The 22,227-nt window shown below is 70.2% G+C and carries 15 protein-coding genes; 11 read left to right on the top strand and 4 right to left on the bottom strand.

Annotated features, from left to right (window positions below; translation table 11 throughout):
• Positions 1-285: 285 nt before the first annotated feature.
• From G3I71_RS28295 to G3I71_RS28285, 3 genes are all read left to right on the top strand, one after another.
• Positions 286-1,305 (top strand): SMI1/KNR4 family protein, encoded by a 1,020-nt coding sequence (locus tag G3I71_RS28295; protein WP_164318716.1) that lies wholly within the window; start codon positions 286-288, stop codon positions 1,303-1,305.
• Between the two features lie 7 nt (positions 1,306-1,312).
• Entirely contained in the window at positions 1,313-4,297 is a 2,985-nt protein-coding gene (locus G3I71_RS28290) for an SUKH-4 family immunity protein (RefSeq protein WP_164318714.1), read from the top strand.
• Between the two features lie 164 nt (positions 4,298-4,461).
• On the top strand, positions 4,462-5,361 hold the full coding sequence (locus G3I71_RS28285) for a cellulose-binding protein (RefSeq protein ID WP_164318712.1): 900 nt from the start codon (positions 4,462-4,464) through the stop codon (positions 5,359-5,361).
• A gap of 19 nt (positions 5,362-5,380) precedes the next feature.
• Here G3I71_RS28285 and G3I71_RS28280 read toward each other — a convergent pair whose 3' ends face one another.
• A complete protein-coding gene (locus G3I71_RS28280; RefSeq protein WP_164318710.1) occupies positions 5,381-6,922 on the bottom strand; it encodes an MFS transporter in 1,542 nt (513 codons plus the stop codon).
• A 440-nt stretch (positions 6,923-7,362) separates the two neighbouring features.
• Between G3I71_RS28280 and G3I71_RS28275 the strand changes: the two genes are divergently transcribed.
• Both G3I71_RS28275 and G3I71_RS28270 read left to right on the top strand, forming a co-directional pair.
• Positions 7,363-8,181: an ABC transporter ATP-binding protein gene (locus G3I71_RS28275; RefSeq protein ID WP_343243103.1), complete on the top strand. Its 819-nt coding sequence runs from the start codon at positions 7,363-7,365 to the stop codon at positions 8,179-8,181.
• Positions 8,178-10,748 (top strand): ABC transporter permease, encoded by a 2,571-nt coding sequence (locus G3I71_RS28270; RefSeq protein ID WP_164318708.1) that lies wholly within the window; start codon positions 8,178-8,180, stop codon positions 10,746-10,748. The genes G3I71_RS28275 and G3I71_RS28270 overlap by 4 nt, the downstream gene beginning before the upstream one ends.
• A gap of 283 nt (positions 10,749-11,031) precedes the next feature.
• On the opposite strand, the gene G3I71_RS50410 is transcribed toward G3I71_RS28270, so the two are convergent.
• Positions 11,032-11,202: a hypothetical protein gene (locus tag G3I71_RS50410; protein ID WP_203731596.1), complete on the bottom strand. Its 171-nt coding sequence runs from the start codon at positions 11,200-11,202 to the stop codon at positions 11,032-11,034.
• A 41-nt stretch (positions 11,203-11,243) separates the two neighbouring features.
• Between G3I71_RS50410 and G3I71_RS28265 the strand changes: the two genes are divergently transcribed.
• The 4 genes from G3I71_RS28265 to mfd all read left to right on the top strand — a co-directional run bounded on the left by G3I71_RS28265 (position 11,244) and on the right by mfd (position 18,285).
• Complete coding sequence (locus tag G3I71_RS28265; RefSeq protein ID WP_203731594.1) at positions 11,244-12,290, top strand: pentapeptide repeat-containing protein; 1,047 nt, start codon at positions 11,244-11,246, stop codon at positions 12,288-12,290.
• Between the two features lie 37 nt (positions 12,291-12,327).
• The gene (locus tag G3I71_RS28260; protein ID WP_164318704.1) at positions 12,328-13,242 is read left to right on the top strand and encodes an ABC transporter substrate-binding protein; all 915 of its coding nucleotides are present in this window, start codon (positions 12,328-12,330) and stop codon (positions 13,240-13,242) included.
• A 220-nt stretch (positions 13,243-13,462) separates the two neighbouring features.
• On the top strand, positions 13,463-14,557 hold the full coding sequence (locus tag G3I71_RS28255) for a hypothetical protein (RefSeq protein WP_164318702.1): 1,095 nt from the start codon (positions 13,463-13,465) through the stop codon (positions 14,555-14,557).
• Positions 14,558-14,754: 197 nt separating this feature from the next.
• Positions 14,755-18,285, top strand: coding sequence for a transcription-repair coupling factor (gene mfd / locus G3I71_RS28250; protein ID WP_164318700.1), 3,531 nt, complete (start codon positions 14,755-14,757; stop codon positions 18,283-18,285).
• Between the two features lie 166 nt (positions 18,286-18,451).
• On the opposite strand, the gene G3I71_RS28245 is transcribed toward mfd, so the two are convergent.
• Entirely contained in the window at positions 18,452-18,640 is a 189-nt protein-coding gene (locus tag G3I71_RS28245) for an antitoxin (protein WP_164318697.1), read from the bottom strand.
• Positions 18,641-18,848: 208 nt separating this feature from the next.
• Between G3I71_RS28245 and G3I71_RS28240 the strand changes: the two genes are divergently transcribed.
• Positions 18,849-19,595: an HNH endonuclease family protein gene (locus tag G3I71_RS28240; protein ID WP_343243102.1), complete on the top strand. Its 747-nt coding sequence runs from the start codon at positions 18,849-18,851 to the stop codon at positions 19,593-19,595.
• A gap of 265 nt (positions 19,596-19,860) precedes the next feature.
• Positions 19,861-20,619 (top strand): N-acetyltransferase, encoded by a 759-nt coding sequence (locus G3I71_RS28235; RefSeq protein ID WP_164318696.1) that lies wholly within the window; start codon positions 19,861-19,863, stop codon positions 20,617-20,619.
• 271 nt (positions 20,620-20,890) lie between these two features.
• Here G3I71_RS28235 and G3I71_RS28230 read toward each other — a convergent pair whose 3' ends face one another.
• Positions 20,891-22,213, bottom strand: coding sequence for a transposase (locus G3I71_RS28230; RefSeq protein ID WP_343243101.1), 1,323 nt, complete (start codon positions 22,211-22,213; stop codon positions 20,891-20,893).
• Between the last annotated feature and the right edge of the window lie 14 nt (positions 22,214-22,227).

The following is a 22,227-nucleotide window of genomic DNA, read 5'->3' as shown; positions in this document are numbered from 1 at the left end:
GCTGGTGCGGTAGCTGGGGCGGTGTGACACGCCCGGGCTTCGCCGCTCCGTCACGGCAGGGTGACGGCAGGTCACGGAAGCGGGGGGCCGGTGGCCGGTGCCGGTGACCGGTGTCGGCGTACCGCATAGGCTGTCGGGCAGCCGCGATCCGCAGCACCGTCCGGGTTGCTGTCCGCACTGATGTGCTGACAGGCGGGACGGGGTGATGTGTCGTGACGTGATGTGACAGACGTACTGGTCGTACTGATGTACAGGCCTTACAGGACGCCGCAGGGGGCAACCGCCATGACGACAGGTCGGCTCGGGCAGCGAGCCGTGCCGCCGAACGCGGCCTATGCCGGGCAGGTCGTGCACTTCCCGGATCCGGTACGGGCCACTCGGCATCCGAGAGGGGTGCGGATCGACGAACACGGCTATCCGGACTTCTCGCTCTACGCGCGTGCGGTGGCGGAGATCGCCGAGCCGCCCGAGGGCTTCGGCGTCGACGAGCTTCGGCTGACGGACTACGTGTCGGCGAACGCGGCGCTCGCCGCGTCCGGGCACGAGCTGTGGGACACGATTCCGTCGGTGGCGACTCCGCACGGCTGGACCTGGCACCACGTACCCGGCGGGCGGCGGCTCGAGCTCGTCCCGGTCGAGGTGAAGGCGTTGCTGCGGCATCACGGCGGGATCGCGACGTCGGCCGTCGACCAGTACAAGCGCGGGACGCGGCCCCTGCAGGAGACGCGGCCCGCGCACTTCGCGCTGCCGAGGTCGGCGGTGGCGGTGACCGAGTTGCAGGTGCAGGGCGTCGAGGAGGACCTCGGCTACCGGCTGCCGGGGGCGTACCGGTCGTTCCTGAAGGCGGCGGGCGGGTGCGCGCCGGTGGGCGCGGCGCTCGACGCCGAGCTGGGGCTGCTGCTGGACCAGCCGTTCTTCACGGTGCGGGACGAGGCGGCGGTGAACGACCTCGTGTACCTCAACAAGTGCCTGCGGGATCATCTGACGAAGGACTACCTGTGCGTCGGCTTCGTGCAGGGCGGTCTGCTGGCCGTGAAGGTGAAGGGTGAGCGGCTCGGTTCGGTGTGGTTCAGCGCGTACGACGACGCGCGGGACGTCGATCCGACGTGGCCGCCGGCCGACCGGGTGCAGCGGTTGCTGCTGCCGTGCGGCGACGACTTCGACCAGTTCCTGTCCCGGCTCGCGGGCAATCCGCCGGAGCTGGAGACGGTGGCGAACCTGATGGTGGACGGCGGCTTCGCGCGTGCGGTGCCGGTGCCGTCCCAGGCGTCTTCGGCATCTTCTGCGTCTTCGGTGGGGGAGTGACTGACCGATGGTGACCTTCGCGCAGGCGCAGGAGCGCGCCGAGGAATGGGTCAACGGGGATGTGCCGTCGTACCAGCACCGGGAGGTGCGGGTACGGGAGTTCGAGCTCGGGTTCGTGGTCTGGGCGGAGGACCGCGCCGAGGGTCCGCGTTCGGACGGCGGCGCGCAGCGGCTGGTCCTCGCTCGGGACAGCGGCGAGGCCACGCTGTGGCCCGCCCTGCCGGTCGGCGAGGTGATCCGCCGGTACGAGGAGCAGTACGGCCGTGCGGCCTCCGTCGAGGACGCGGTCCCGGCGCTTCCGGCGCGGGTAGACCTGAACCAGACGTCGTTCCTGCTGACTCCGCCGGAGTGGTTGCAGGAGGCGGCGGACAAGCTGGGGATTCCTGACCGGCGGGCGGATTCGGCCGCGCCCTCGTCGCCCTCTGTTTCCGCGGCCTCTTCGGGCGGCGGGCCGGTGGACTCGGTGCCGCCGGGGGCCACGCCCTGGACCGGGACCGACACGACCAGTGTGGACGCGGGCGAGGACCGTTCCGTGCCGCTGCCGGCGACCGTGTTCGCGCCGCCGCTGGGCGACGACGACCGCGATGACGTGCCGCGTTCCCGGGATGCCTTCAACGGCGGTCCGGGGGGCCCGGGTTACGGGTATCCGCAGGGGGCGGGTGGGCCCTCGTACGGCTACCCGCAGGGTGCGCCCGGTGCGCCGGCCGGCCCTCCGGGGCGTGCGCTCGCGCACAACGCCGGCGAGATCGCCGACGCGGCGACCAGCAAGGCGCCGCCGCCGCGCGGCGCCCGGAGCGCGAGCGCCCCGCCTCCACCGGGTACGCCGGGAACTCCGGGTGCACGTCCGGGAGCCGGGTCGCCTCCGTTGCCTCCGGGGCCCGGTCCCGTGGGCGGGTATGTGCCCACGCAGTTCGTGTCGGCGCTCGGGGCCGAAGGGGTTGACGGTGCGGCGGGGGCTGGTGCTCCGGGCTCTGGCGCCGCTGCCGGTGGGTCTGGCGGCGCGTATCCGGGTGGCGGTCCGCGTCCGCCCGGTGCTCCCAACTCGCCTGCGGGTGCGCCTCCTGGGGGCGTTCATCAGGCCGCGACGATGTTCTCCGGGCCCGCCGGGCCCGACGCGCCTCAGCCTCCGGCGGCTCCCGGGGTCCCGGGTGCGGGCCAGGCGCCGGGCGGGTCCGGTCGGCTTGGCGTGGCCGGTGCTCCTCAGCCTCCCGGCGCGCCGAATCCGCCGGGCGCTCCGTTGCCTCCGGGTCCGCCTGGCGCTCCGGGTGCCCCTGGCGTCCCGAACCGGCCCGGCGTTCCCCACTCGCCCGGGGGTGCCCCTCCGGGTGGTGTCCACCAGGCCGCGACCATGTTCGCCGACCCCCATCAGGGCGGCGCCCCCAACGCGCCTCGGCCGCCGGGCGCCCCGGGTGCTCCCCAGCCTCCGGGTGCCCCCGGCGTACCCGGTGCGTCAGGCGTACCGTCCGCTCCCGGTGCTCCCGGTGCTCCCGGTGCTCCCGGTGTCCCTGGGGCCCCCGGTGCCGTGCACCGCGCCGAGACCATGCTGGCCGGTCCGCCGGTCGGCGGACCCGGCATGCCCCCGCCGCCGCCCCCGCCCGTCGGTGTACCCGGGGCTCCTGCCAGTGGTGGCTCCGGCGCCCCCGGTTTTCCTGGCGCCCCCGGCGCTCAGGGCGTTCCGGGTGCCCACGGTGGTCCTGGCTCGCAAGGTGCCCCCGGCGCATCGGGTGCTCCCGGTTTCCCCGGCGCCCCCGGTACTCAGGGTGCCTACAGTGGCCCTGGCACCCCGGGCATGCCCCCCGGTGCGATGGCCCCGCCCCCCGGTGGCCGGCCGGCACCTGGCATGCACGCACCGGCTGGTCCGCCTGTCCCCGGTATGCCCGCACCCAGCGGGCAGTCCGCTCCCGGCCTGGCGGCCCCCGGTCTCGCGGCGCACGCCCCCGGCTTTCCGCCGCCGCCCGCCCCCAACCTCTCCGCGCCGCCGCCTCCGCCCCCCTCCTACGGCTACCCCCCGCCCGGTCAGCCCACCGTCGGGCCCGGCTATCAGGCCGTTCTCCGCTACCGGGCGCCCGACGGGTCCGAGCAGCAGGTGATCCGGCGGTCCGCGCCCGGGACGCCGCATCCTGAGTGGCAGATCTTCCATGAGCTGCGGGCGATGAACATTCCGCCGGATCAGGTTCTCGAACTCCACACCGAGTTGGAGAGCTGTGAACTGCCGGGTGCCTACTGCGCCCGCATGATCCGCGAGCAGTGGCCGAACGCCCGGATCACCAGCATCGCGCCCTACGGCACCGATCACGCGAGCCGCCAGCAAGGCATGGCCCAACTCCTCGCGCACCAAGGTGAGTTGCACCAGGTGGCGGATGGTCCGGCGCGCCCGGGACCGGTGCGTACGCCGCTGCCGCCCGTGCAGACCGCGCCGCCGATCCCCCCGGAGGGCATCGCGCAGGAGATGGTCGCCGCGTTCGGGCCCGGGGTGTTCCGGTTCGACCAGGCGGCGGTGTCGCGGCAGGGGGTGCCGCCGATCGTGGCGCACACCCTGGTCGTGGCCGGGCTGCCCGCCGACATGGGGCCGTTCTTCTGGGCGCAGGCCCAGCCGGGGCGGCCGGTGCCGACCCTCGCCGAGCTGGCGCAGGAGCGCGGGGTGCGGCCGGCGGCGGACGCCGGGTCGTACCTCGTCATGGGAAGCGACTTCGGCAAGGCGATCTGTGTGCAGTACGGCACGGCGAACATCGTCGCGGTGCCCGTGGAGGCGGGGCCGGGCGGAGCACCCGTACCGCCGCAGTTCGTGAACACGGGGCTGCCCGAGTTCGCGCGCTGTCTCGCGCTGCTCGGCCGTATGTGGCGGCTGCGCTACGGCCTCAACCAGGAGCAGGCGGGCCGCTGGACGGTCGACTTCCAGGCCCAGCTCGCCTCCCTCGACCCGGCGGCGCTCGGCTCCCCGGAGAGCTGGTGGTCGGTGCTGCTGGAGGAGATGTGGGACGGGTTGCTTTGACCCGCTGAGCACAACAGGGAGGGGGCGGGTGGCCGTACGGCCACCCGCCCCCTTCGTCGTACGGGCCGTGACCCGGCCCGGAGTGTCGCGTTAGGCACATTTCATCCCAATCCATCAAGATGTGCGCGAAATCATTACTTCGTACGCGGAGAGGGGTTGCAGTAATGAGCAGCGCAGCGACGTCGCACGGTTTCGTGGCCGGTTTCGGGGCCGGACGGGGGCGCGGATACCGTCCCGACCAGGTCGACGCCTACGCGGCCGCGCTCTCCGCGGGACGGGACTCCGCCTGGGAGCGGGCCGCGCGGCTGACCGTGCTCGCCCGGGACATGGAGGCGGAGTCCGGTCGGCTGAAGGAGGCCGTCGCGCGGCTCGCCCCGCAGACGTACGAGAGTCTTGGTGAACGCGCCCGGCGGCTCTGGGAGTTGGGCGTCGAGGAGGCCGGCGCCGTGCGGGAGCGGGGGCGCGGCGAGGTGCGGCAGCTGATCGAGGCTGCCGAGGTCCGCGCGGACGCCCTGCGGGAGGCGGCGGACGCCGCCGCCGAGACCGTGCGCGGCGAGGCCGAGGAACGTGCCCGGCACCGGCTGCTCGCCGCCCGCGCCGAGGCCGACGAGATCCGGATCGGCGCCCGGCGGGAGGTCAAGGAGGGGCGGGGGGAGGCGCTGGCCGCGCTGCGCGAGATGCGGCTGCGGACCTCCGGGCTGCTCGCCGAGCAGGAGAAGGAGTACGCCGAGCGGTGGGCCGAGCAGGAACGGCTTGCCGCCGAGCGGGAAGTCGCCCTGGAAACAAGGCACATGGAGCGGGTGACGGCTGCCGAGGCCGCGCTGTCCGAGGCGAAGCGGGACTTCGCGGAGGCCGAGGAATCGGTCCGGCGGAGCGACGACGACGCCCGTGTCCGCGCCGCCGAGCTCCTCACCGAGGCCCGCGCCCAGGAGGACCGCATCGCCCGCGAGACCGAGCGCGTGCTGCGGGAGCACGGCGAGGAGTGGGACGACGTCCAGGCCCACATGGACCACGTACGCAGCAGCCTGACCACGCTCACGGGGCGGGCGGCGGCTGCCGAATGAGCGCCTCGCAGGGCGTCGGCTAAGGGCTGTCGAGGACCGGGAAGCGGCGCGGCGCCAGTACCAGCAGCGCCACGAACGCCAGCGCCGCCGCACCCGCCGCCCCGAAGTACACCGCGTGCACCGCCTCCGCGATGGCCCGTCGGGTCGCCTCCGGCGCTGCGCCCGTGCCCAGCGCCCGGGTGACCGAGTCCAGGTCGCTCGCGCCGCCCAGCCGGGACGCGAGTACGCCGTTGGCCACCGCGCCGAACAGGGCGGCGCCGATCGTCTGGCCGGTCTGGCGGCAGAAGAGCACCGACGCCGTCGCCGTGCCGCGTTCCGACCAGCCGACCGTCGACTGGACGCCCACTATCAGGGGGAGTTGGAAGAGGCCCAGGGCGCCGCCGAGCAGCAACATCAGGAGCGTGGGCTGCCAGGGGGAGCCGGGGTAGGGGAGGAAGGGGAACGCCAGGAGGATCAGGGCCGCCGCGCCGATGCCGAGCATCGCCGTGTTCCGGAAGCCGATCCTGCGGTAGACGTGCTGGCTCAGCGCCGCCGACACCGGCCAGCTCAACGTCCATACGGACAGCACGAATCCGGCGGCGATCGGGGCGAGGCCCAGCACCGACTGGGCGTACATCGGCAGGAACACCGTCGGGGCCACCATCAGCAGGCCCAGCGCGCCCAGCGCCAGGTTGACCGCCGCGATCGTGGGGCGCCGCCACACCCACCCTGGGATGATCGGCTCCGCCGCCCGGCGTTCGATCACGACCACGAGGAACACCAGCGCAAGTCCCGTACCGAAGAGGGCGGTTGAGGGCCAGGACAGCCAGGGCCAGGCCACGCCGCCCTGGACGAGGGACGTCAGGAGTACGCCGCCGCACGCGAACACCGCCAGCGCGCCCACCCAGTCGATGCGGGGGCGGGGGCCGGAGGTGTCGCGCTGCGGTTCGTGGAGGTGGCGGGCGAGGAGCCACATCGCCACCGCGCCGACGGGGAGGTTGACGAGGAAGATCCAGCGCCAGCCGGCGTAGGCGGCCAGCACCCCGCCCACCGCAGGGCCCGCCACCGCCGCGGTCGCCCATACCGTCGACAACTTGGCCTGGATCTTGGGGCGTTGTTCGAGTGGGTAGAGGTCGGCGGCCAGTGTCTGGACCGTGCCCTGGAGGGCGCCGCCGCCCAGGCCCTGGATGATCCGGAACGCGATCAGGGCGCCCATGTTCCAGGCCAGCGCGCAGAGGAGGGATCCGAGGAGGAACAGGGCCGCGCCCGCTATGAGCACCGGCTTGCGGCCGAAGGTGTCGGAGAGCTTGCCGTACACCGGGAGGGTGACCGTGACGGCCAGCAGATAGCCCGAGAACAGCCAGGAGAAGACGGAGAAGCCGCCGAGGTCCCCGACGATCTGCGGTACGGCGGTCGCCACGATGGTGGAGTCGAGCGCGGCCAGTGCCATCGCGAGCATCAGGGCCGCGACGACGGCCCCCCGCTTCTCGGTTCCGGCGTGCCGCACCGCGCCGGGTGTCGCGGGTATCGCGGGTTTCGTACGGCGGCTGCTGCTGTCCACCGGGTTCCTTTCCCCCTGCATCTATCTGCCGGCGACCACTCTGCCACTTGACCTTCACGCGGCGGGAGGGTGGAGCGTGGCCGGGGCGGAGGGTGGAGGCAACCCCGAGACCCGCTCCACCGAGGGGTGGACGGCCCCTAGGGGTACCTCCTTACTACGGCTCGGGGAGGGTTCGTCCCGACGGAGGACGAGACCGGGGGTGGGCCGTCCTTAACCTGGCTTTATGCCGCTGGGGACGGCGTTCCTGAACTTCGGGGGTGGGGTTTTCCCCCGCAGAAGACTGCGCTGGGCACCAGAGACCCGGACCCCCTCCCACCAGCAGACTCATGGACATACCGCAGAGCAGCACAGCGCAACGCAGAGCAGAGCAGAACAGCGCACAGCAATGCGGCGCAATGCAGAGCAACACATCGCCAGGGTGTCAGTGCGCTCTCCGCACTGACCGACTTAGGAGACATACCGTGACATCGGCTGTAACCATCACCAGGCACGGGGGCACTGGCGGGCGTACGGCCGTTGCCGCACGGGCACGGCAGGTCGTGAAGGCGTACGGGTCCGGTGAGACCCGCGTCGTCGCCCTGGACACCGTGGATGTGGATATCGCGCGGGGACAGTTCACCGCGATCATGGGTCCCTCCGGGTCCGGCAAGTCCACCCTCATGCACTGCCTCGCCGGCCTCGACACCGTGATCAGTGGCCAGATCTACCTCGACGACACCGAGATCACCGGGCTCAAGGACAAGAAGCTGACGCAACTGCGCCGGGACCGGATCGGGTTCATCTTCCAGGCGTTCAACCTGTTGCCGACGCTCAGCGCGCTGGAGAACATCACGCTTCCCATGGACATCGCGGGCCGTAAGCCGGACAAGGGCTGGCTGGCGCAGGTCGTCGAGACCGTCGGGTTGGCGGACCGGCTCAAGCACCGGCCCAACCAGCTCTCCGGCGGTCAGCAGCAACGCGTCGCCGTGGCAAGGGCGTTGGCCGCGCGGCCCGAGATCATCTTCGGTGACGAGCCGACCGGAAACCTCGACTCCCGTGCGGGCGCCGAGGTGTTGGGCTTCCTGCGCCGCTCGGTGGACGAGCTGGGCCAGACCATCGTGATGGTCACGCACGACCCGGTGGCAGCCTCGTACGCCGACCGCGTGCTGTATCTGGCCGACGGACGGATCGTCGACGAGATGTTCCGGCCGACCGCCGACAGCGTTCTCGACCGTATGCTGTGCCTTTCTGGGGGACGCCCCCAGACCCCCGACTTCGACGCGCGGGGGCGTACGTCATGACTGTGCTCAAGACCTCGATGCGCAACTTCTTCGCGCACAAGGGCCGGATGGCCCTGTCGGCGGTGGCCGTGCTGCTGTCGGTGGCGTTCGTGTGCGGGACCCTCGTCTTCACCGACACCATGAACACGACGTTCGACAAACTCTTCGCGGTCAGCTCCCCCGACGTCACGGTGTCGCCGAAGGCGGCCAAGAGCGACGACACCCCGCAGAACGGGGTTCCGGAGTCGCTGCCGGCCTCCGTGCTGGCGAAGGTGCAGCAGGCTCAGGGCGTCAAGTCGGCCGAGGGCGCGGTCATGTCGATGAACGTGACCGTCGTCGACAGCGACAACAAGAACATGGGGTCCAGTACCGGGGCGCCGACCATCGCGGGCAACTGGACGCGCAACGAGCTGCGTTCGATGGAGATCACCAGCGGTCACGCACCACGCGGGCCCACCGAGGTGATGGTCGACGCGGACACCGCCGACAAGCACCACCTGAAGATGGGTGACGAGCTCCGTACCATCGCGCAGTCCGGTGACATCACCGCGCGGATCGTCGGCATCGCCACCTTCAAGGTGACCAACCCCGGTGCCGCCGTCGTCTACTTGGACACCGCCACCGCGCAGCGCGAACTCCTCGGCGCCACCGGCCGGTTCACCCAGTTCAACGTCACGGCGGCGAGCGGGGTCACCGACACGAGGCTCAAGCAGAACGTCACGCGGGCCCTCACGGACAGCGGCGCGTTCAAGGTGCAGACGCAGAAGGAGTTCGCCGACGAGAACCGTGAGGGCGTCGGCGAGTTCATGAACGTCATCAAGTACGCCATGCTCGGCTTCGCCGGGATCGCGTTCCTGGTCGGCATCTTCCTGATCATCAACACCTTCTCGATGCTGGTCGCCCAGCGGACCCGCGAGATCGGCCTGATGCGGGCGATCGGCTCCTCCCGCGGTCAGGTCAACCGGTCCGTACTCGTGGAGGCGCTGCTGCTCGGCTTCGTCGGATCGATCCTCGGTGTCGGCGCGGGGGTCGGCATCGCGATCGGCCTGATGAAGCTGATGTCGATGGCCGGCATGAACCTCTCCACCGACGACCTCACCATCAAGGCGGCCACCCCGGTGATCGGCCTGGTCCTCGGCGTAGTCGTCACCGTCCTCGCCGCCTACCTCCCCGCCCGCCGCGCCGGCAAGGTCTCGCCGATGGCCGCACTCCGCGACGCCGGCACCCCGGCCGACGGCCACGCGGGCCTCGTACGGGGACTCATCGGCCTGCTTCTGACAGGCGTCGGCGGCTACGCCCTCTACCTGGCCGCCACCGCCGACAAGGCGAGCGACGGTTCACTGGTCCTCGGCGCGGGCGTCGTGCTCACGCTCCTCGGCTTCGTCATCATCGGCCCGCTCCTCGCGGCTGCTGTCGTACGGGTGCTCAGCGCCGTACTGCTGCGAGGCTTCGGCCCCGTCGGCCGGCTCGCCGAGCGCAACGCCCTGCGCAACCCGCGCCGGACCGGTGCCACCGGCGCCGCCCTGATGATCGGCCTGGCCCTGGTCGCCTGCCTCTCGGTGGTCGGCTCGTCGATGGTCGCCTCGGCGACGAGCGAGCTGGACGCGTCGGTCGGCGCGGACTTCATCGTCGAGGGCAACCAGCGGATCGTGCCGCAGGCGGAACAGGCGATGCAGCGCACGCCCGGCCTGACCCACGTCACCCGCTACAAGGAGGTCGAGGTCACCCTGACCCCGCCCGACGGCAGGGCCGAGAAGACCCAGCTGACGGCCGCCGACCCGACGTACGCCTCCGACCTGCGCCGCACCACGATCTCGGGCACGCTGAGCGCCGCGTACGGCAAGGACGCCATGTCGGTGGGCTCCGGGTACGCCAAGGACCACGGGGTGAAGGTCGGCGAGACGATGACCGTCGCCTTCAAGGGCGGCTCGACGGCGAAGCTCAGGGTCGCCGCGATCACGGACGACGACGTGGCGATCGACAAGGGCTCGCAGTACCTGTCCATCGCGACGATGGAGAAGTACCTGCCGGCCGACAAGGTCCCGCCGAACAGCGTGATGTTCGCCTCGGCGAAGAAGGGTGAGGAGAAGGCGGCGTACGCGGCGCTGAAGAAGGCCTTCGACCCCTACCCGCAGTACCAGGTCCGTGACACGACCGACTACAAGCAGGAACTGAAGGACCAGATCGGCCAGCTCCTGAACATGGTCTACGGCCTGCTCGCCCTGGCGATCGTGGTGGCGGTCCTGGGTGTGGTCAACACCCTGGCCCTGTCGGTGGTGGAGCGGACGCGGGAGATCGGCCTGATGCGGGCGATCGGAATGTCGCGGCGCCAGCTGCGCCGGATGATCCGCATGGAGTCGGTGGTGATCGCCCTCTTCGGCGCGCTGCTCGGCCTCGGCCTGGGAATGGGCTGGGGCGCGACGGCCCAGCGACTGCTCGCCCTGGAGGGCCTGAAGGTCCTGGAGATTCCCTGGATGACGATCGGCGGGGTGTTCGTCGGGTCCGCCTTCGTGGGCCTGATCGCGGCACTGGTGCCGGCGTTCAGGGCGGGGCGGATGAATGTGCTGAACGCTATCGCTACGGACTAGACGGACTGGTCCGAGGAGAACCGGGGACCAGGAGGGAAGACGGGGGAACGACGGCCCCGGTGAGCGTTCTCGACGCTCACCGGGGCCGCCTCCTGTCCTGGGCGGGGTCGAGGCGGGCGCTTCGGGTGGGTACGGGGCGCGCGTTCTGCTGGGCAAGCGCGTGCGGAAGCCTCCGCGCGCCCCTGGGCGCCCGGAATCCGGGGCGTGGTTCATGGGTATGTCGCCTACCCGATACAGGGGAGGGGCACGATGACGGGGGCCCGCTGGTCGCGGTTACGGGTGTTCAGGGCGGTACGGCGGTGGCTGCGGCCGGGGCCGGCTTCTCCGGCCCCGCCCCCGGCGGCTCCGAGCCCCGCGCCGCCTCCCGGTCCGTCACCGGCAACACCTCCTGGGCCTGCTCCGATCCCGAGCCCGGCTCCTGCCCCTGCGCCCACGCCCGGTCCCGCCGTTCCATCCCCACCCGCCGCCCGAGTCCCCGGTGCGCGGTTGGACAGGATGCTGTCGGGTTTCGCGGCCGTCCTGGGGCTTGCCACCGTGGCGGTCTCGTATCTCACCGTGCAGGTCGGGTTGGACGTCAGCAGGGAAGCAGGGAAACGGGACCGGGAGACGGTGCTCTCCGAGCACTACAGCGCGGCCGTGGCCCAGCTCGACTCGGACTCCGTCGTCGGGCGGGTCGGCGGAATCCACTCCCTGGAACAGATAGCGAAACCCTTCACCAAAGAGCGGGACGATCCCGCCCAGCGGTACCGGAAAGTCGTACTGGAGATCCTGGGAGCCTTCGTACGGCAGGAGGCACCCGCCGCACCGAAGTCGAAGCCGAAGCCGAAGCCAACGGTGACGGAATGTGAGAAGCCGCGGGGCATCCGGCCGCGCGCCGATGTCCAGGCGGCGATGACGGCCGTCGGGAGGCGTTACGACCCCCAGCCCCAGGATCCCGTCGATGTGCACGGCAGGAATCTCACCGGGGTGGATCTGGGAGGCCGCCGTTTCGACGGCGCGGACTTCGCCGGTGCCAGGCTCGCCCACGGGAGTCTCAAGAAGGTTCACTTCAAGGGCACCGTGCTGAACGGCGCCGACCTCTCCGGAGCCAGCCTCCAGCAGGCGGTTCTGGACGAGGCCAAGCTGGTGCGGGCCGTGCTGTGCGGAGCGGTTCTCGACGGGGCGAAGCTCAACGGGGCCGGCCTCGGGGGTGCGTATCTGACGGACGCCAAGCTCGGCGGCGCCCGCATGCGCGACGCCACTCTGGTGAAGGCGCACCTGGTCGGGGCCCAGCTGAACGACGCGCACTTGGAGAAGTCGCGGGCCGTCCGCGCCGATTTCACGGGAGCGGTACTTTCCGGTGCTCACTTGGAAGGTGCGAATCTCAAGCTCGCCACGTTCACCAGGGCCCAGCTCAATCAGGCGGATCTCGCGGGGGCGGACCTGACCGGAGCAAAGGGCCTCACGATCGAGCAACTGAAGTCGGTGAAGCGAATAACCGGAGACACCCAGTTGCCCGAGCGGTTCACGTGGTCGGCGAAGGGCGGAGTGCGGGAGCGCTGAACTACCGGACCGGGGCATCGCGGAGAGGGAAAGTGGTATGAAGCATTTGATTAAAGTGGCAGGCGTGCCGATTTTATTGTGCGTCGCTGTCTTCCTGGTACTCGAATGGATTGGATCGATCGACTTCATTCGAACCGAGGACCGGCTGCGCATTGTCTCGCTCTCGCCCTCTGCGACGGAAATTCTGTACTCTCTGGGAGCTGGCGTGGATGTGGTCGCTGTCGACCCTTATTCTGATTACCCGGAGGCCGCGCGGAAAAAGAAGGACCAGGATCTCGATGGAGCGAGTCCGGAGGTCAAGGATGTCATGGCGTACGAGCCGGATCTGGTGATCGTGCCCGGATACCAAGGGCCGGAGGGGGAGGAGGCTGTCACGGATCTCCGGGAGCGGAAGGTCGACGTTCTCGTCGACTCCGCCCCGCGAGACCTCGAAGGCGCCTATTTGGCGATCCAGGATTTGGGAGACAAAGTGGACCGCTCGAACGAGGCGCGAAAGGTCGTCGGTTCGATGAAATCAAAAATCGACGAGATCGTGGCAGAAGCGGATGCGGTACGGAAGGAGGCGGAGGGTGAGGGGAAAGGGGGGAGGGATGGGAAATCTAGTTACTATCACGAGGTCGACAGCAACTACATCTCCCTCACCTCCAGGACGTTCGCTGGGTCGATATACTCTCTCTTCGGTCTCGAGAATATCGCGGATCAGTACGAGGAAGCAGGGAACGGCTACCCGACTCTCAAAGCGGCCGAGATCATATCTGCCGACCCCGGCATGATCTTCCTGGTGGACGGGCAGACCCTGGAGACGGTTCGGGCCCGGGCTGGCTGGCACAAGATCAGTGCTGTGCGTGAGGGCAAGGTCGTGGAGCTGAACGGTGATCTCTGCTCGCGCTGGGGACCCCGCCTCGTGGATTTCGTACGGGAAGTATCCGAGATACTCGACGCCGGTTCGTGATGAAATATGCCCTGCGGCTATCGGCCATTTCTGCGATCAGGGGGCGACCATGGATGACAGCGCGGTTGACGGGGCACGGGAACCGGCGGGGCAGGTCGGGCGGCGAGGGCTTCTCAAGGGGGGAGCCGTCGCGGCGGGCGTTCTGGTGGGGATGACTCCGTCGGGCCTGGCATCCGCCGCGGGACCTGCACCCGTACTCCTACCAGGTCCGGAGGTCTTCATGGAGAGCTCAGTGCCCGCGGCGCAGCCCACACCGGCCGTGCTGCGCTCGCGTCAGGAACTCGTCGGGCCGGGAGCCGGAGCCGACCTGCCCATCACGTCCAGTGGCGTCCGCTACAGCATGGCCCAGTCCCTGGCCTGGCTGGACTCCGGGCACTTCGCCGTGGGCCGCTGGGACGGCAGCATGAGCGTCTTCGAGTTCACCGCGTCCACCACTGAAGGCCCGCTCATTCGCGAAGCGGTCAGCAGCCCGGCGTTCCAGGGCGTACGGATGGTGGCGGCCCTTCCCGGCAAGTCGCTCGTCTCGTCGAACGACGACGGTTCGGTGGCGCTCTGGCACGCACTCGGTGGCCGCTGGACCAACCTCGCTCTGGTGGGGACGTATGCGTACGACCCCTCCCTCGGAGCCGCCACCAGCGGATGTGCGGTGGGCGCCAACTCTCTGGTGGTGGGGCACAGCACCGGACGGCTCTCCGTGTGGGCCTACCACCCGGAGCGGCGCCGGCTCACCTTCCTGCGCGTGGTGGACCTGCGCAACCCCCAGCCCGTGAACCCGTGGGGACTGCACGACATCAACGCCGTCGACGTCGACAAGGCGACCGAGTCGACCCGGTCGGCCCGGGTGGTAACGGGCTCCGAGGACGGATACGTCTGCGTGGTGGAGGTCCCGTCCGGCGACGTCCTGTCCCAGCAAGTCTTCAACCCGCGTGCACAGCGCGGCATCAACGATCTCGGCCTGCGGGACGGATCGCTGCTCGTCGCCAACTGTTCAGTCGGGCCGTCGGACTCCAACCTCTGGTACTACACGCTCGACAGGAAGAGGTGGACGTTCGAACTCAGGGACCAGGCCAATCTGATCATCGACACCGGACGGCCGCAGGCCTTCAACTTCAACACCGTCTGGGGGACCTATTCCGGCGGGCCGTGCTGGTTCGCCTCCACGGAGGAAGGTGCCCTGTGGATGGGGACGGCCGGCTCCGGAATCGAGGTCATCGGCCACCGCGCGGTCACCAGCCCGCTCGGCTCCGCGCTGGGGTGGACCGAGCCAGGCAGGCTCGCCATGGTCGCGTACGACCCGTACGAGTTCACCACCTGACGGCTTCACCGTCCGAGGGCCGCACTTCCACTTCCTGAGGGCCTCTTCGGGATACTTCCGGTCCCCGGACACAGCTGGGGCGGGCGTTGTCCACAGGCACGGCGCGGGCGGGCGCGGCGACGTACGCTGGAGACTCCCCGGCCCGTCGTACGAGGTCGGGTGTTCGTGTTGCCCACCCCGGACGGGATACGCCCCTCATGAGCCTGCACGGTCTGCTCGACGTCGTAGTCAAGGACGCCGCCCTCGCGGAAGCGATCAAGGCCGCCGGCGACGGCAACCGTATGCACGTCGACCTGGTCGGACCGCCCGCCGCCCGCCCCTTCGCCGTGGCCGCGCTGGCCCGCGAGTCCGGGCGCCCGGTGCTGGCCGTGACCGCGACCGGCCGTGAGGCCGAGGATCTCGCCGCCGCTCTCAGAACGCTGCTGCCGCCGGACACGGTCGCCGAGTACCCGGCCTGGGAGACCCTCCCGCACGAGCGTCTGTCCCCCCGCAGCGACACCGTGGGCCGCCGCCTCGCCGTACTGCGCCGCCTGACGCACCCCCGCCCCGACGACCCGGAGACCGGCCCGGTGTCGGTCGTCGTGGCCCCCGTGCGTTCCGTACTCCAGCCGCAGGTCAAAGGGCTCGGCGAGCTGGAGCCGGTCGCGCTGCGCACCGGTCGGACCGCCGATCTGGGCGCGGTCGTCGAGGCGCTGGCCGCCGCCGCGTACTCCCGCGTCGAGCTGGTCGAGAAGCGGGGCGAGTTCGCCGTACGCGGCGGCATCCTCGACGTGTTCCCGCCCACCGAGGAGCACCCCCTCCGGGTGGAGTTCTGGGGCGACGACATCGAGGAGATCCGCTACTTCAAGGTCGCCGACCAGCGCTCCCTCGAAGTCGCCGCGCACGGACTGTGGGCGCCGCCCTGCCGCGAGCTGCTGCTCACCGACCAGGTGCGGGAGCGGGCCGCCGCCCTCGCCGAGGCACATCCTGAGCTGGGTGAACTGCTCGGCAAGATCGCCGAGGGGATCGCGGTGGAGGGCATGGAGTCCCTCGCTCCCGTGCTCGTGGACGACATGGAACTGCTGCTCGACGTCCTGCCCAAGGGGTCCATGGCCGTCGTGTGCGACCCGGAGCGGGTGCGGACACGGGCCGCCGACCTGGTGGCGACCAGCCATGAGTTCCTCCAGGCCTCCTGGGCGGCCACCGCGGGCGGCGGTGAGGCGCCCATCGACGTCGGCGCGGCCTCCCTGTGGTCCATCGCCGACGTCCGGGACCGGGCGCGCGAGCTGGACATGATGTGGTGGTCGGTGTCGCCGTTCGCCGCCGACGAGGAACTGGACTCGGACACGCTCAAGCTGGGCATGCACGCGCCCGAGACCTACCGCGGGGACACCGCGAAGGCGCTCGCCGACACCAAGGGCTGGCTCGCGGACGGCTGGCGCACGGTGTTCGTCACGGAGGCGCACGGCCCGGCGGCCCGTACGGTCGAGGTGCTCGGCGGGGAAGGCATCGCGGCCCGCCTGGAAGCCGACCTGACCTCCCTGACCCCCTCTGTCGTGCAGGTGGCGTGCGGCTCGATCGACTTCGGGTTCGTCGACACGAAGCTGAAGCTCGCCGTGCTGACCGAGACCGACCTCACCGGACAGAAGGCCGCCGGCAAGGACGGCGCCCGTATGCCCGCCCGGCGCCGCAAGACCATCGACCCGCTGACCCTCGAAACCGGCGACTACATCGTGCACGAGCAGCACGGTGTGGGCCGGTACGTCGAGATGGTCCAGCGGACCGTGCAGGGCGCGACCCGCGAGTACCTGGTCGTCGAGTACGCGCCCGCCAAGCGCGGCCAGCCCGGCGACCGCCTCTACATTCCCACCGACCAGCTGGAACAGATCACCAAGTACGTCGGCGGCGAGTCACCCACCCTCCACCGGCTCGGCGGCGCCGACTGGACGAAGACCAAGGCGCGCGCCAAGAAGGCCGTCAAGGAGATCGCCGCCGACCTGATCAAGCTGTACAGCGCGCGCATGGCGGCCCCCGGGCACGCCTTCGGGCCCGACACGCCCTGGCAGCGCGAGCTGGAGGACGCCTTCCCGTACGTCGAGACGCCCGACCAGCTGACCACGATCGCCGAGGTCAAGGACGACATGGAGAAGACGGTCCCGATGGACCGCCTGATCTGCGGCGACGTCGGCTACGGCAAGACGGAGATCGCCGTCCGCGCCGCCTTCAAGGCCGTCCAGGACGGCAAGCAGGTCGCCGTCCTCGTCCCCACAACTCTCCTCGTGCAGCAGCACTTCGGCACCTTCGGCGAGCGCTACTCCCAATTCCCGGTCAACGTAAGGGCGTTGAGCCGTTTCCAGTCGGACACCGAGGCGAAGGCCACCCTGGAGGGCCTGCGCGAGGGCTCCGTCGACGTCGTCATCGGCACCCACCGACTCTTCTCCGCCGAGACCAAGTTCAAGGACCTCGGGCTCGTCATCGTCGACGAGGAACAGCGGTTCGGCGTCGAGCACAAGGAACAGCTGAAGAAGCTGCGCGCCAACGTCGACGTGCTGACCATGTCCGCGACGCCCATCCCCCGTACGCTCGAAATGGCGGTCACCGGCATCCGTGAGATGTCGACGATCACCACCCCGCCGGAGGAACGCCACCCGGTGCTGACCTTCGTCGGCCCGTACGAGGAGAAGCAGATCGGCGCCGCGATCCGCCGCGAACTCCTGCGCGAGGGCCAGGTCTTCTACATCCACAACCGTGTCGAGTCCATCGACCGGGCGGCGGCACGGCTGAGGGAGATCGTCCCCGAGGCGCGGATCGCGACCGCCCACGGCCAGATGTCCGAACAGGCCCTTGAGCAGGTCGTCGTCGACTTCTGGGAGAAGCGGTACGACGTCCTGGTGTCGACGACGATCGTCGAGTCCGGCATCGACATCTCCAACGCCAACACCCTCATCGTGGAGCGCGGAGACAACTTCGGCCTTTCCCAACTCCACCAGCTGCGCGGGCGAGTTGGGCGTGGCAGGGAGCGCGGTTACGCGTACTTCCTCTATCCCCCGGAGAAGCCCCTGACCGAGACCGCCCACGAGCGGCTCGCGACCATCGCCCAGCACACCGAGATGGGCGCGGGCATGTACGTCGCCATGAAGGACCTCGAGATCCGCGGCGCCGGAAACCTCCTCGGCGGCGAACAGTCCGGCCACATCGCGGGAGTCGGCTTCGACCTCTACGTACGGATGGTCGGCGAGGCCGTCGCGGACTACCGGGCCTCACTGGAGGGCGGGGTGGAGGAGGAGCCGCCGCTGGAGGTCAAGATCGAGCTCCCGGTCGACGCCCACGTCCCGCACGACTACGCCCCCGGCGAGCGCCTGCGCCTCGCGGCCTACCGTGCCATCGCTGCCGCGAACACCGAGGCCGACATCAAGGCCGTACGGGAGGAACTCGTCGACCGCTACGGCAAGTTGCCCGAGCCGGTCGAGAACCTGCTGCTGGTGGCGGGGCTGCGGATGCTCGCGCGGGCCTGCGGGGTCGGTGACATCGTGCTCCAGGGCGCCAACATCCGCTTCACGCCGGTGGAGTTGAGGGAGTCCCAGGAGCTGCGGCTCAAGCGCCTCTACCCGGGCACGGTCATCAAGCCGACCGCACACCAGATCCTCGTACCGCGCCCCAAGACGGCGAAGGTGGGCGGAAAGCCGGTGGTCGGGCGGGAGTTGCTCGGCTGGACCGGGGAGTTCCTGACTTCGATCCTGGGATCGTGAGCGCGTAGGAAGTAGGAAGCGGGAAGTAGGAAACGAGAAGCAGGAAGCGACAAGACGAAGCCGCCCGCGGCCCGTTGGGGGTCGTGGGCGGCTTCTCATTTCTGTCCCAGGTTCTGCCCAGGCTCTTGTCCCAGGTTCTTGTCGCAGGCTTCAGGGACCTCCGGGGCTACGGCTGTTCGGGCCTGTCGCGATCACGGTCCATGCCCATCGCGCCCTCGATCCGCTGCTGCGCGTCGTCGACCTGGCTCGTGTACTTGTCGCCCGTCTTCTCGTTGACCTTCTTTTCCGCGGTGTCGGAGAGCTTCTGTCCCGTCTTGCCGCGCATCTGGTCCTTGAACTTGTCGAGGATGCCCATCCAGAGCTCCTTCCGGAGGTGAGTCTGCAACGACGATACGCCCGGTATGCGGAATACGCCCCTTGAGTGCCGGTGGGCGCCCCTGTAGTGGGGAGAGGCCGGCCGATAGCCTGGCGACCGGCGGAATATTGCGGGCGGGCGCGGGAACTGGCAGTAGCGGGCGGGGACGGGAACTGGCAGTGAACGGGCAGTAGGGGAGGAACCCAACGTGGTGTGTCTGAGGGGTGGGGGCGTCGCCGCCGTCGTACTCGTGATGGTGTTCGGCGTCGGCGGGTGCAAGGGCGAGAGCCTGGGGTCGGCCGGGCCCGAGGAGAGCGCGAGCGGCGCGGCAGGCGGGGGAGGCGGTGGCGGGGGTGCGGCGCTCGCGGCTGTCGACTCGCTGACCGTGAAAGGGCGGGCGCCCAAGACGGGATACGCCCGCGACCGGTTCGGCACCGCGTGGGCGGACACCGACTCCAACAAGTGCGACACCCGCGACGACATCCTCAAACGGGACCTGGTCGACGTGCGGTTCCGCAGCGGCGGCTGCAAGGTGTCGGCGGGGAAACTGGATCCGGACCCCTACAGCGGCAAGGACGTGGCGTTCACGCGGGGCCGCAGCGAGGTCGACATAGACCACATCGTCGCGCTCTCGGACGCCTGGCAGAAGGGCGCCAAGTACTGGGACGCCAGCAAACGCATAGCGCTGGCCAACGACCCGCTCAACCTCCGCGCCGTCGACGCGAGCACCAACCGCAGCAAGGGTGACGGCGACACGGCGACCTGGCTGCCGCCGAACAAGGCGTACCGCTGCACGTATGTCGCCAACCAGGTCGCCGTGAAGAAGAAGTACGAACTGTGGGTCACGGAGGCGGAGAAGACCGCGATGAAGAAGGTGCTGTCGGGGTGCGACGGGCAGAAGTTGCCGGCCGGCGGCAACCCGACGGAGGCACCCGCGCGGTTCCACGCGAGCTGAGTTTCTTTGCCGGGTTGCCGGGTTGCCTGGGGGTGGTGAACCGGCGTTGGTGTGGGCGCCTGCTGGGGGCTGCCGCGCCCAGACCTCCGCTCCGGCCCTGAACGGGCCTTGTCCTCAATCGCCGGACGGGCTGGAGGGTGCCGGACGGCCTGGAGGGTGTCGGCCGGGCTGAAATGGTGCGGCCGGGGCTTGATGATGCGGGCCAAGGCGTGATGGTGCCGCCCGGGGCTGGGGTGCGGCGCGCGATCCGGCTACCGTCTCGCCCATGGAGCTGAAGGTCTCGTCCCTCGCCGAGCGCCCCGAGATGTATCGACAGGTCGTCGAAATGCCCGACACCTGGCCCGAGTTGATGCTGCACGACTTCACAGGCAATGCCCACTACGGCCGGATCGCCACCGAACTCCCGGAGTACGTCCTGTTCGCCGAGGACGAGCGGGGCGAGGCCGTCGCGCACGCCTACAGCGTGCCCTTCGCGCTCGCCGCCGAGGGGCGGGGCGGCCGGGGCGGGGGCGAACTGCCCGCCCGTGGCTGGGACCAGGTCCTGGTGTGGGCGTTCCAGGACCTGCGCGCCGGTACCCGTCCGGACACGGTGAGCGCGATCTCGATCGTCGTCTCCCCGCACGCACAGGGCACGGGACTGTCCGGACGTATGCTCGCGGCGATGCGGGACAACGCCGCCGCCCACGGTTTCCACGAGGTCGTCGCCCCGGTGCGGCCCAGCGCCAAGCACCTGGAGCCGCGGACACCGATCACCGAGTACGCCTACCGGGTGCGCGAGGACGGCCTGCCCCACGACCCCTGGCTGCGCGTGCACGCCCGGGCCGGCGCCACGATTGTCGCCGTGGCGCCTGCGTCGATGTGCGTCGCGGCCTCGCTGGAGGAGTGGCGCGCCTGGACGGGGCTGCCCTTCGATCGCGACGGCGAGGTGGAGGTGCCGGGTGCGCTGGTACCCGTGCGGTGCGACCTGGAACACGGGTACGGAGTCTACGTCGAGCCCAACGTGTGGATGCGGCATACCTTGTGACCGGCGTTCCGGCCCTCCGGTGTCGGGCCCTCCGGTGTCCGGCGGCCGGGCTCAGCCGCCCAGCGCGTCCAGGTCGAGGATCTCGCCGCTGGGCTTCCGGGCCGAGACGGGCTTGTCGTAGTCGCTGAAGACGATGCTCCCCGGGTCTTTCGCGGACTTGCTGTCGACCCGCAGGAGACAGCCTTCGACGAGGCTTCGCTCTGCGCCCGCAGGAACTTCTCGTCGTACTTCATTTGAAGTGTTCTCCTGGCTGTGGCCGGGAGATTCCTGCTTACCTTGCGGCAGCGGGCTTGACGCGCTTCGCGCGCCTGACGACTGCCCTCCCGGCAGCCGGGATGAGCGCGTGGCCCATCCGGTACAGGTGATGGATGTTGCGGGCCGCGTTCCAGTCGGCGTTGCCCGACCATCCGCAGCCGATGTTCTTGCACACGAACAGGGCCTGGGTCTCCCGGCTGCCGGGGGTGCTGAAACCGCACAGCGAGCAGCGCCGGGAGGTTCCGGGGGCGGGGACCTTGTGCAGGGTGCCGCCGTACCTGGCGGTCTTGTACGTCAGCATCGTCATGGTGCGGCCCCATGCCTCCTGGCTGATGGAGCGGTTCAAACCGGACTTTCGGGCGACGTTCCTCCCGGGCTCCTGGACGGTGCCCCTGGCGGACTTGACCATGTTCGTGATCTGCAAATGCTCCACCACGACGGTGCCGTACTGCTTGGCGATGGCGGTGGTGGTCTTGTGCTGCCAGTCAACGGCTCGGCGCGTGGCTGTTGCGCGGAGTTGCTTGATCTGGTCGTAGGTATGCCGGAGTCGGCGTGAGGTCTTCTCGCCCGGTTTGCGGTGCGTCTTGCGCTGGGCGGCTCGCTGCTCCAGGCGGAGCAGTTTGGCCTTCTCCTCGGGGTTCAGCCACTTGTCGCGGTCGGCTTTCCCCTCGGAGGTGTAGGCGGGGCGGCTGTGGTCCTGGTGGTTACCGTCGGAGAGGGCGAGGGGTAGGTTCACCCCGGCGTCGATGCCCACTTCCGGGCCGGTGTGCAGCGCGGGGGTGGTTTCGAGGGTCTGGACGCGAAAGGAGATGTGCCAGCCGAGCGCGTCCTTGACCAGCCGGGCCCCGGTGATCCGGTTGTCGGCGTTCGCCTGCTTGCCCACCGGGAGGTCTTTGGTCCAGCGGAACCGGACACGGCCGATCTTGGGGATGTTGACCATGCCCCACCGACGGTGCACACGGGTGATGTTCAGGTCCCGGCCCTGCGGAATGTCCACGGACATGAGAGACCGGATACGAGACTTGAAGTTCGGAGCCTCGGCGCGGCCGTCCCAACAGTTCTTCCACGCCTGAAAGTACGCCTTGAGTACCGCCTGCGCGGCTTGCGCGGGCAGTGCGGCCAGCCAGTCGATCTCCTTTCGGGCCTGACGGATCGCCGCGTCGGCGGTGGCGAGGAATCTGCGGTCCTTTGCGAGCATCGTCCACCAGTCGTGCAGCAGGTTCCACGTCGTGCGGGCCGCGTGCGCCTGGTCGTCCATGAGCCGGATCTGCGTAGGCGTCAGCGCCAGCCGGGCACGATGCCCGAACTGCCGTTTTACCTCCACGAGTTCATCGCTCACTCGATCACCGTAGC

It is taken from the genome of Streptomyces sp. SID12501 (assembly GCF_010550245.1).
GTDB lineage: Bacteria > Actinomycetota > Actinomycetes > Streptomycetales > Streptomycetaceae > Streptomyces.
Note: the sequence above shows the minus strand (reverse complement) of the source record. Positions and strands in the feature narration are given on the sequence as shown.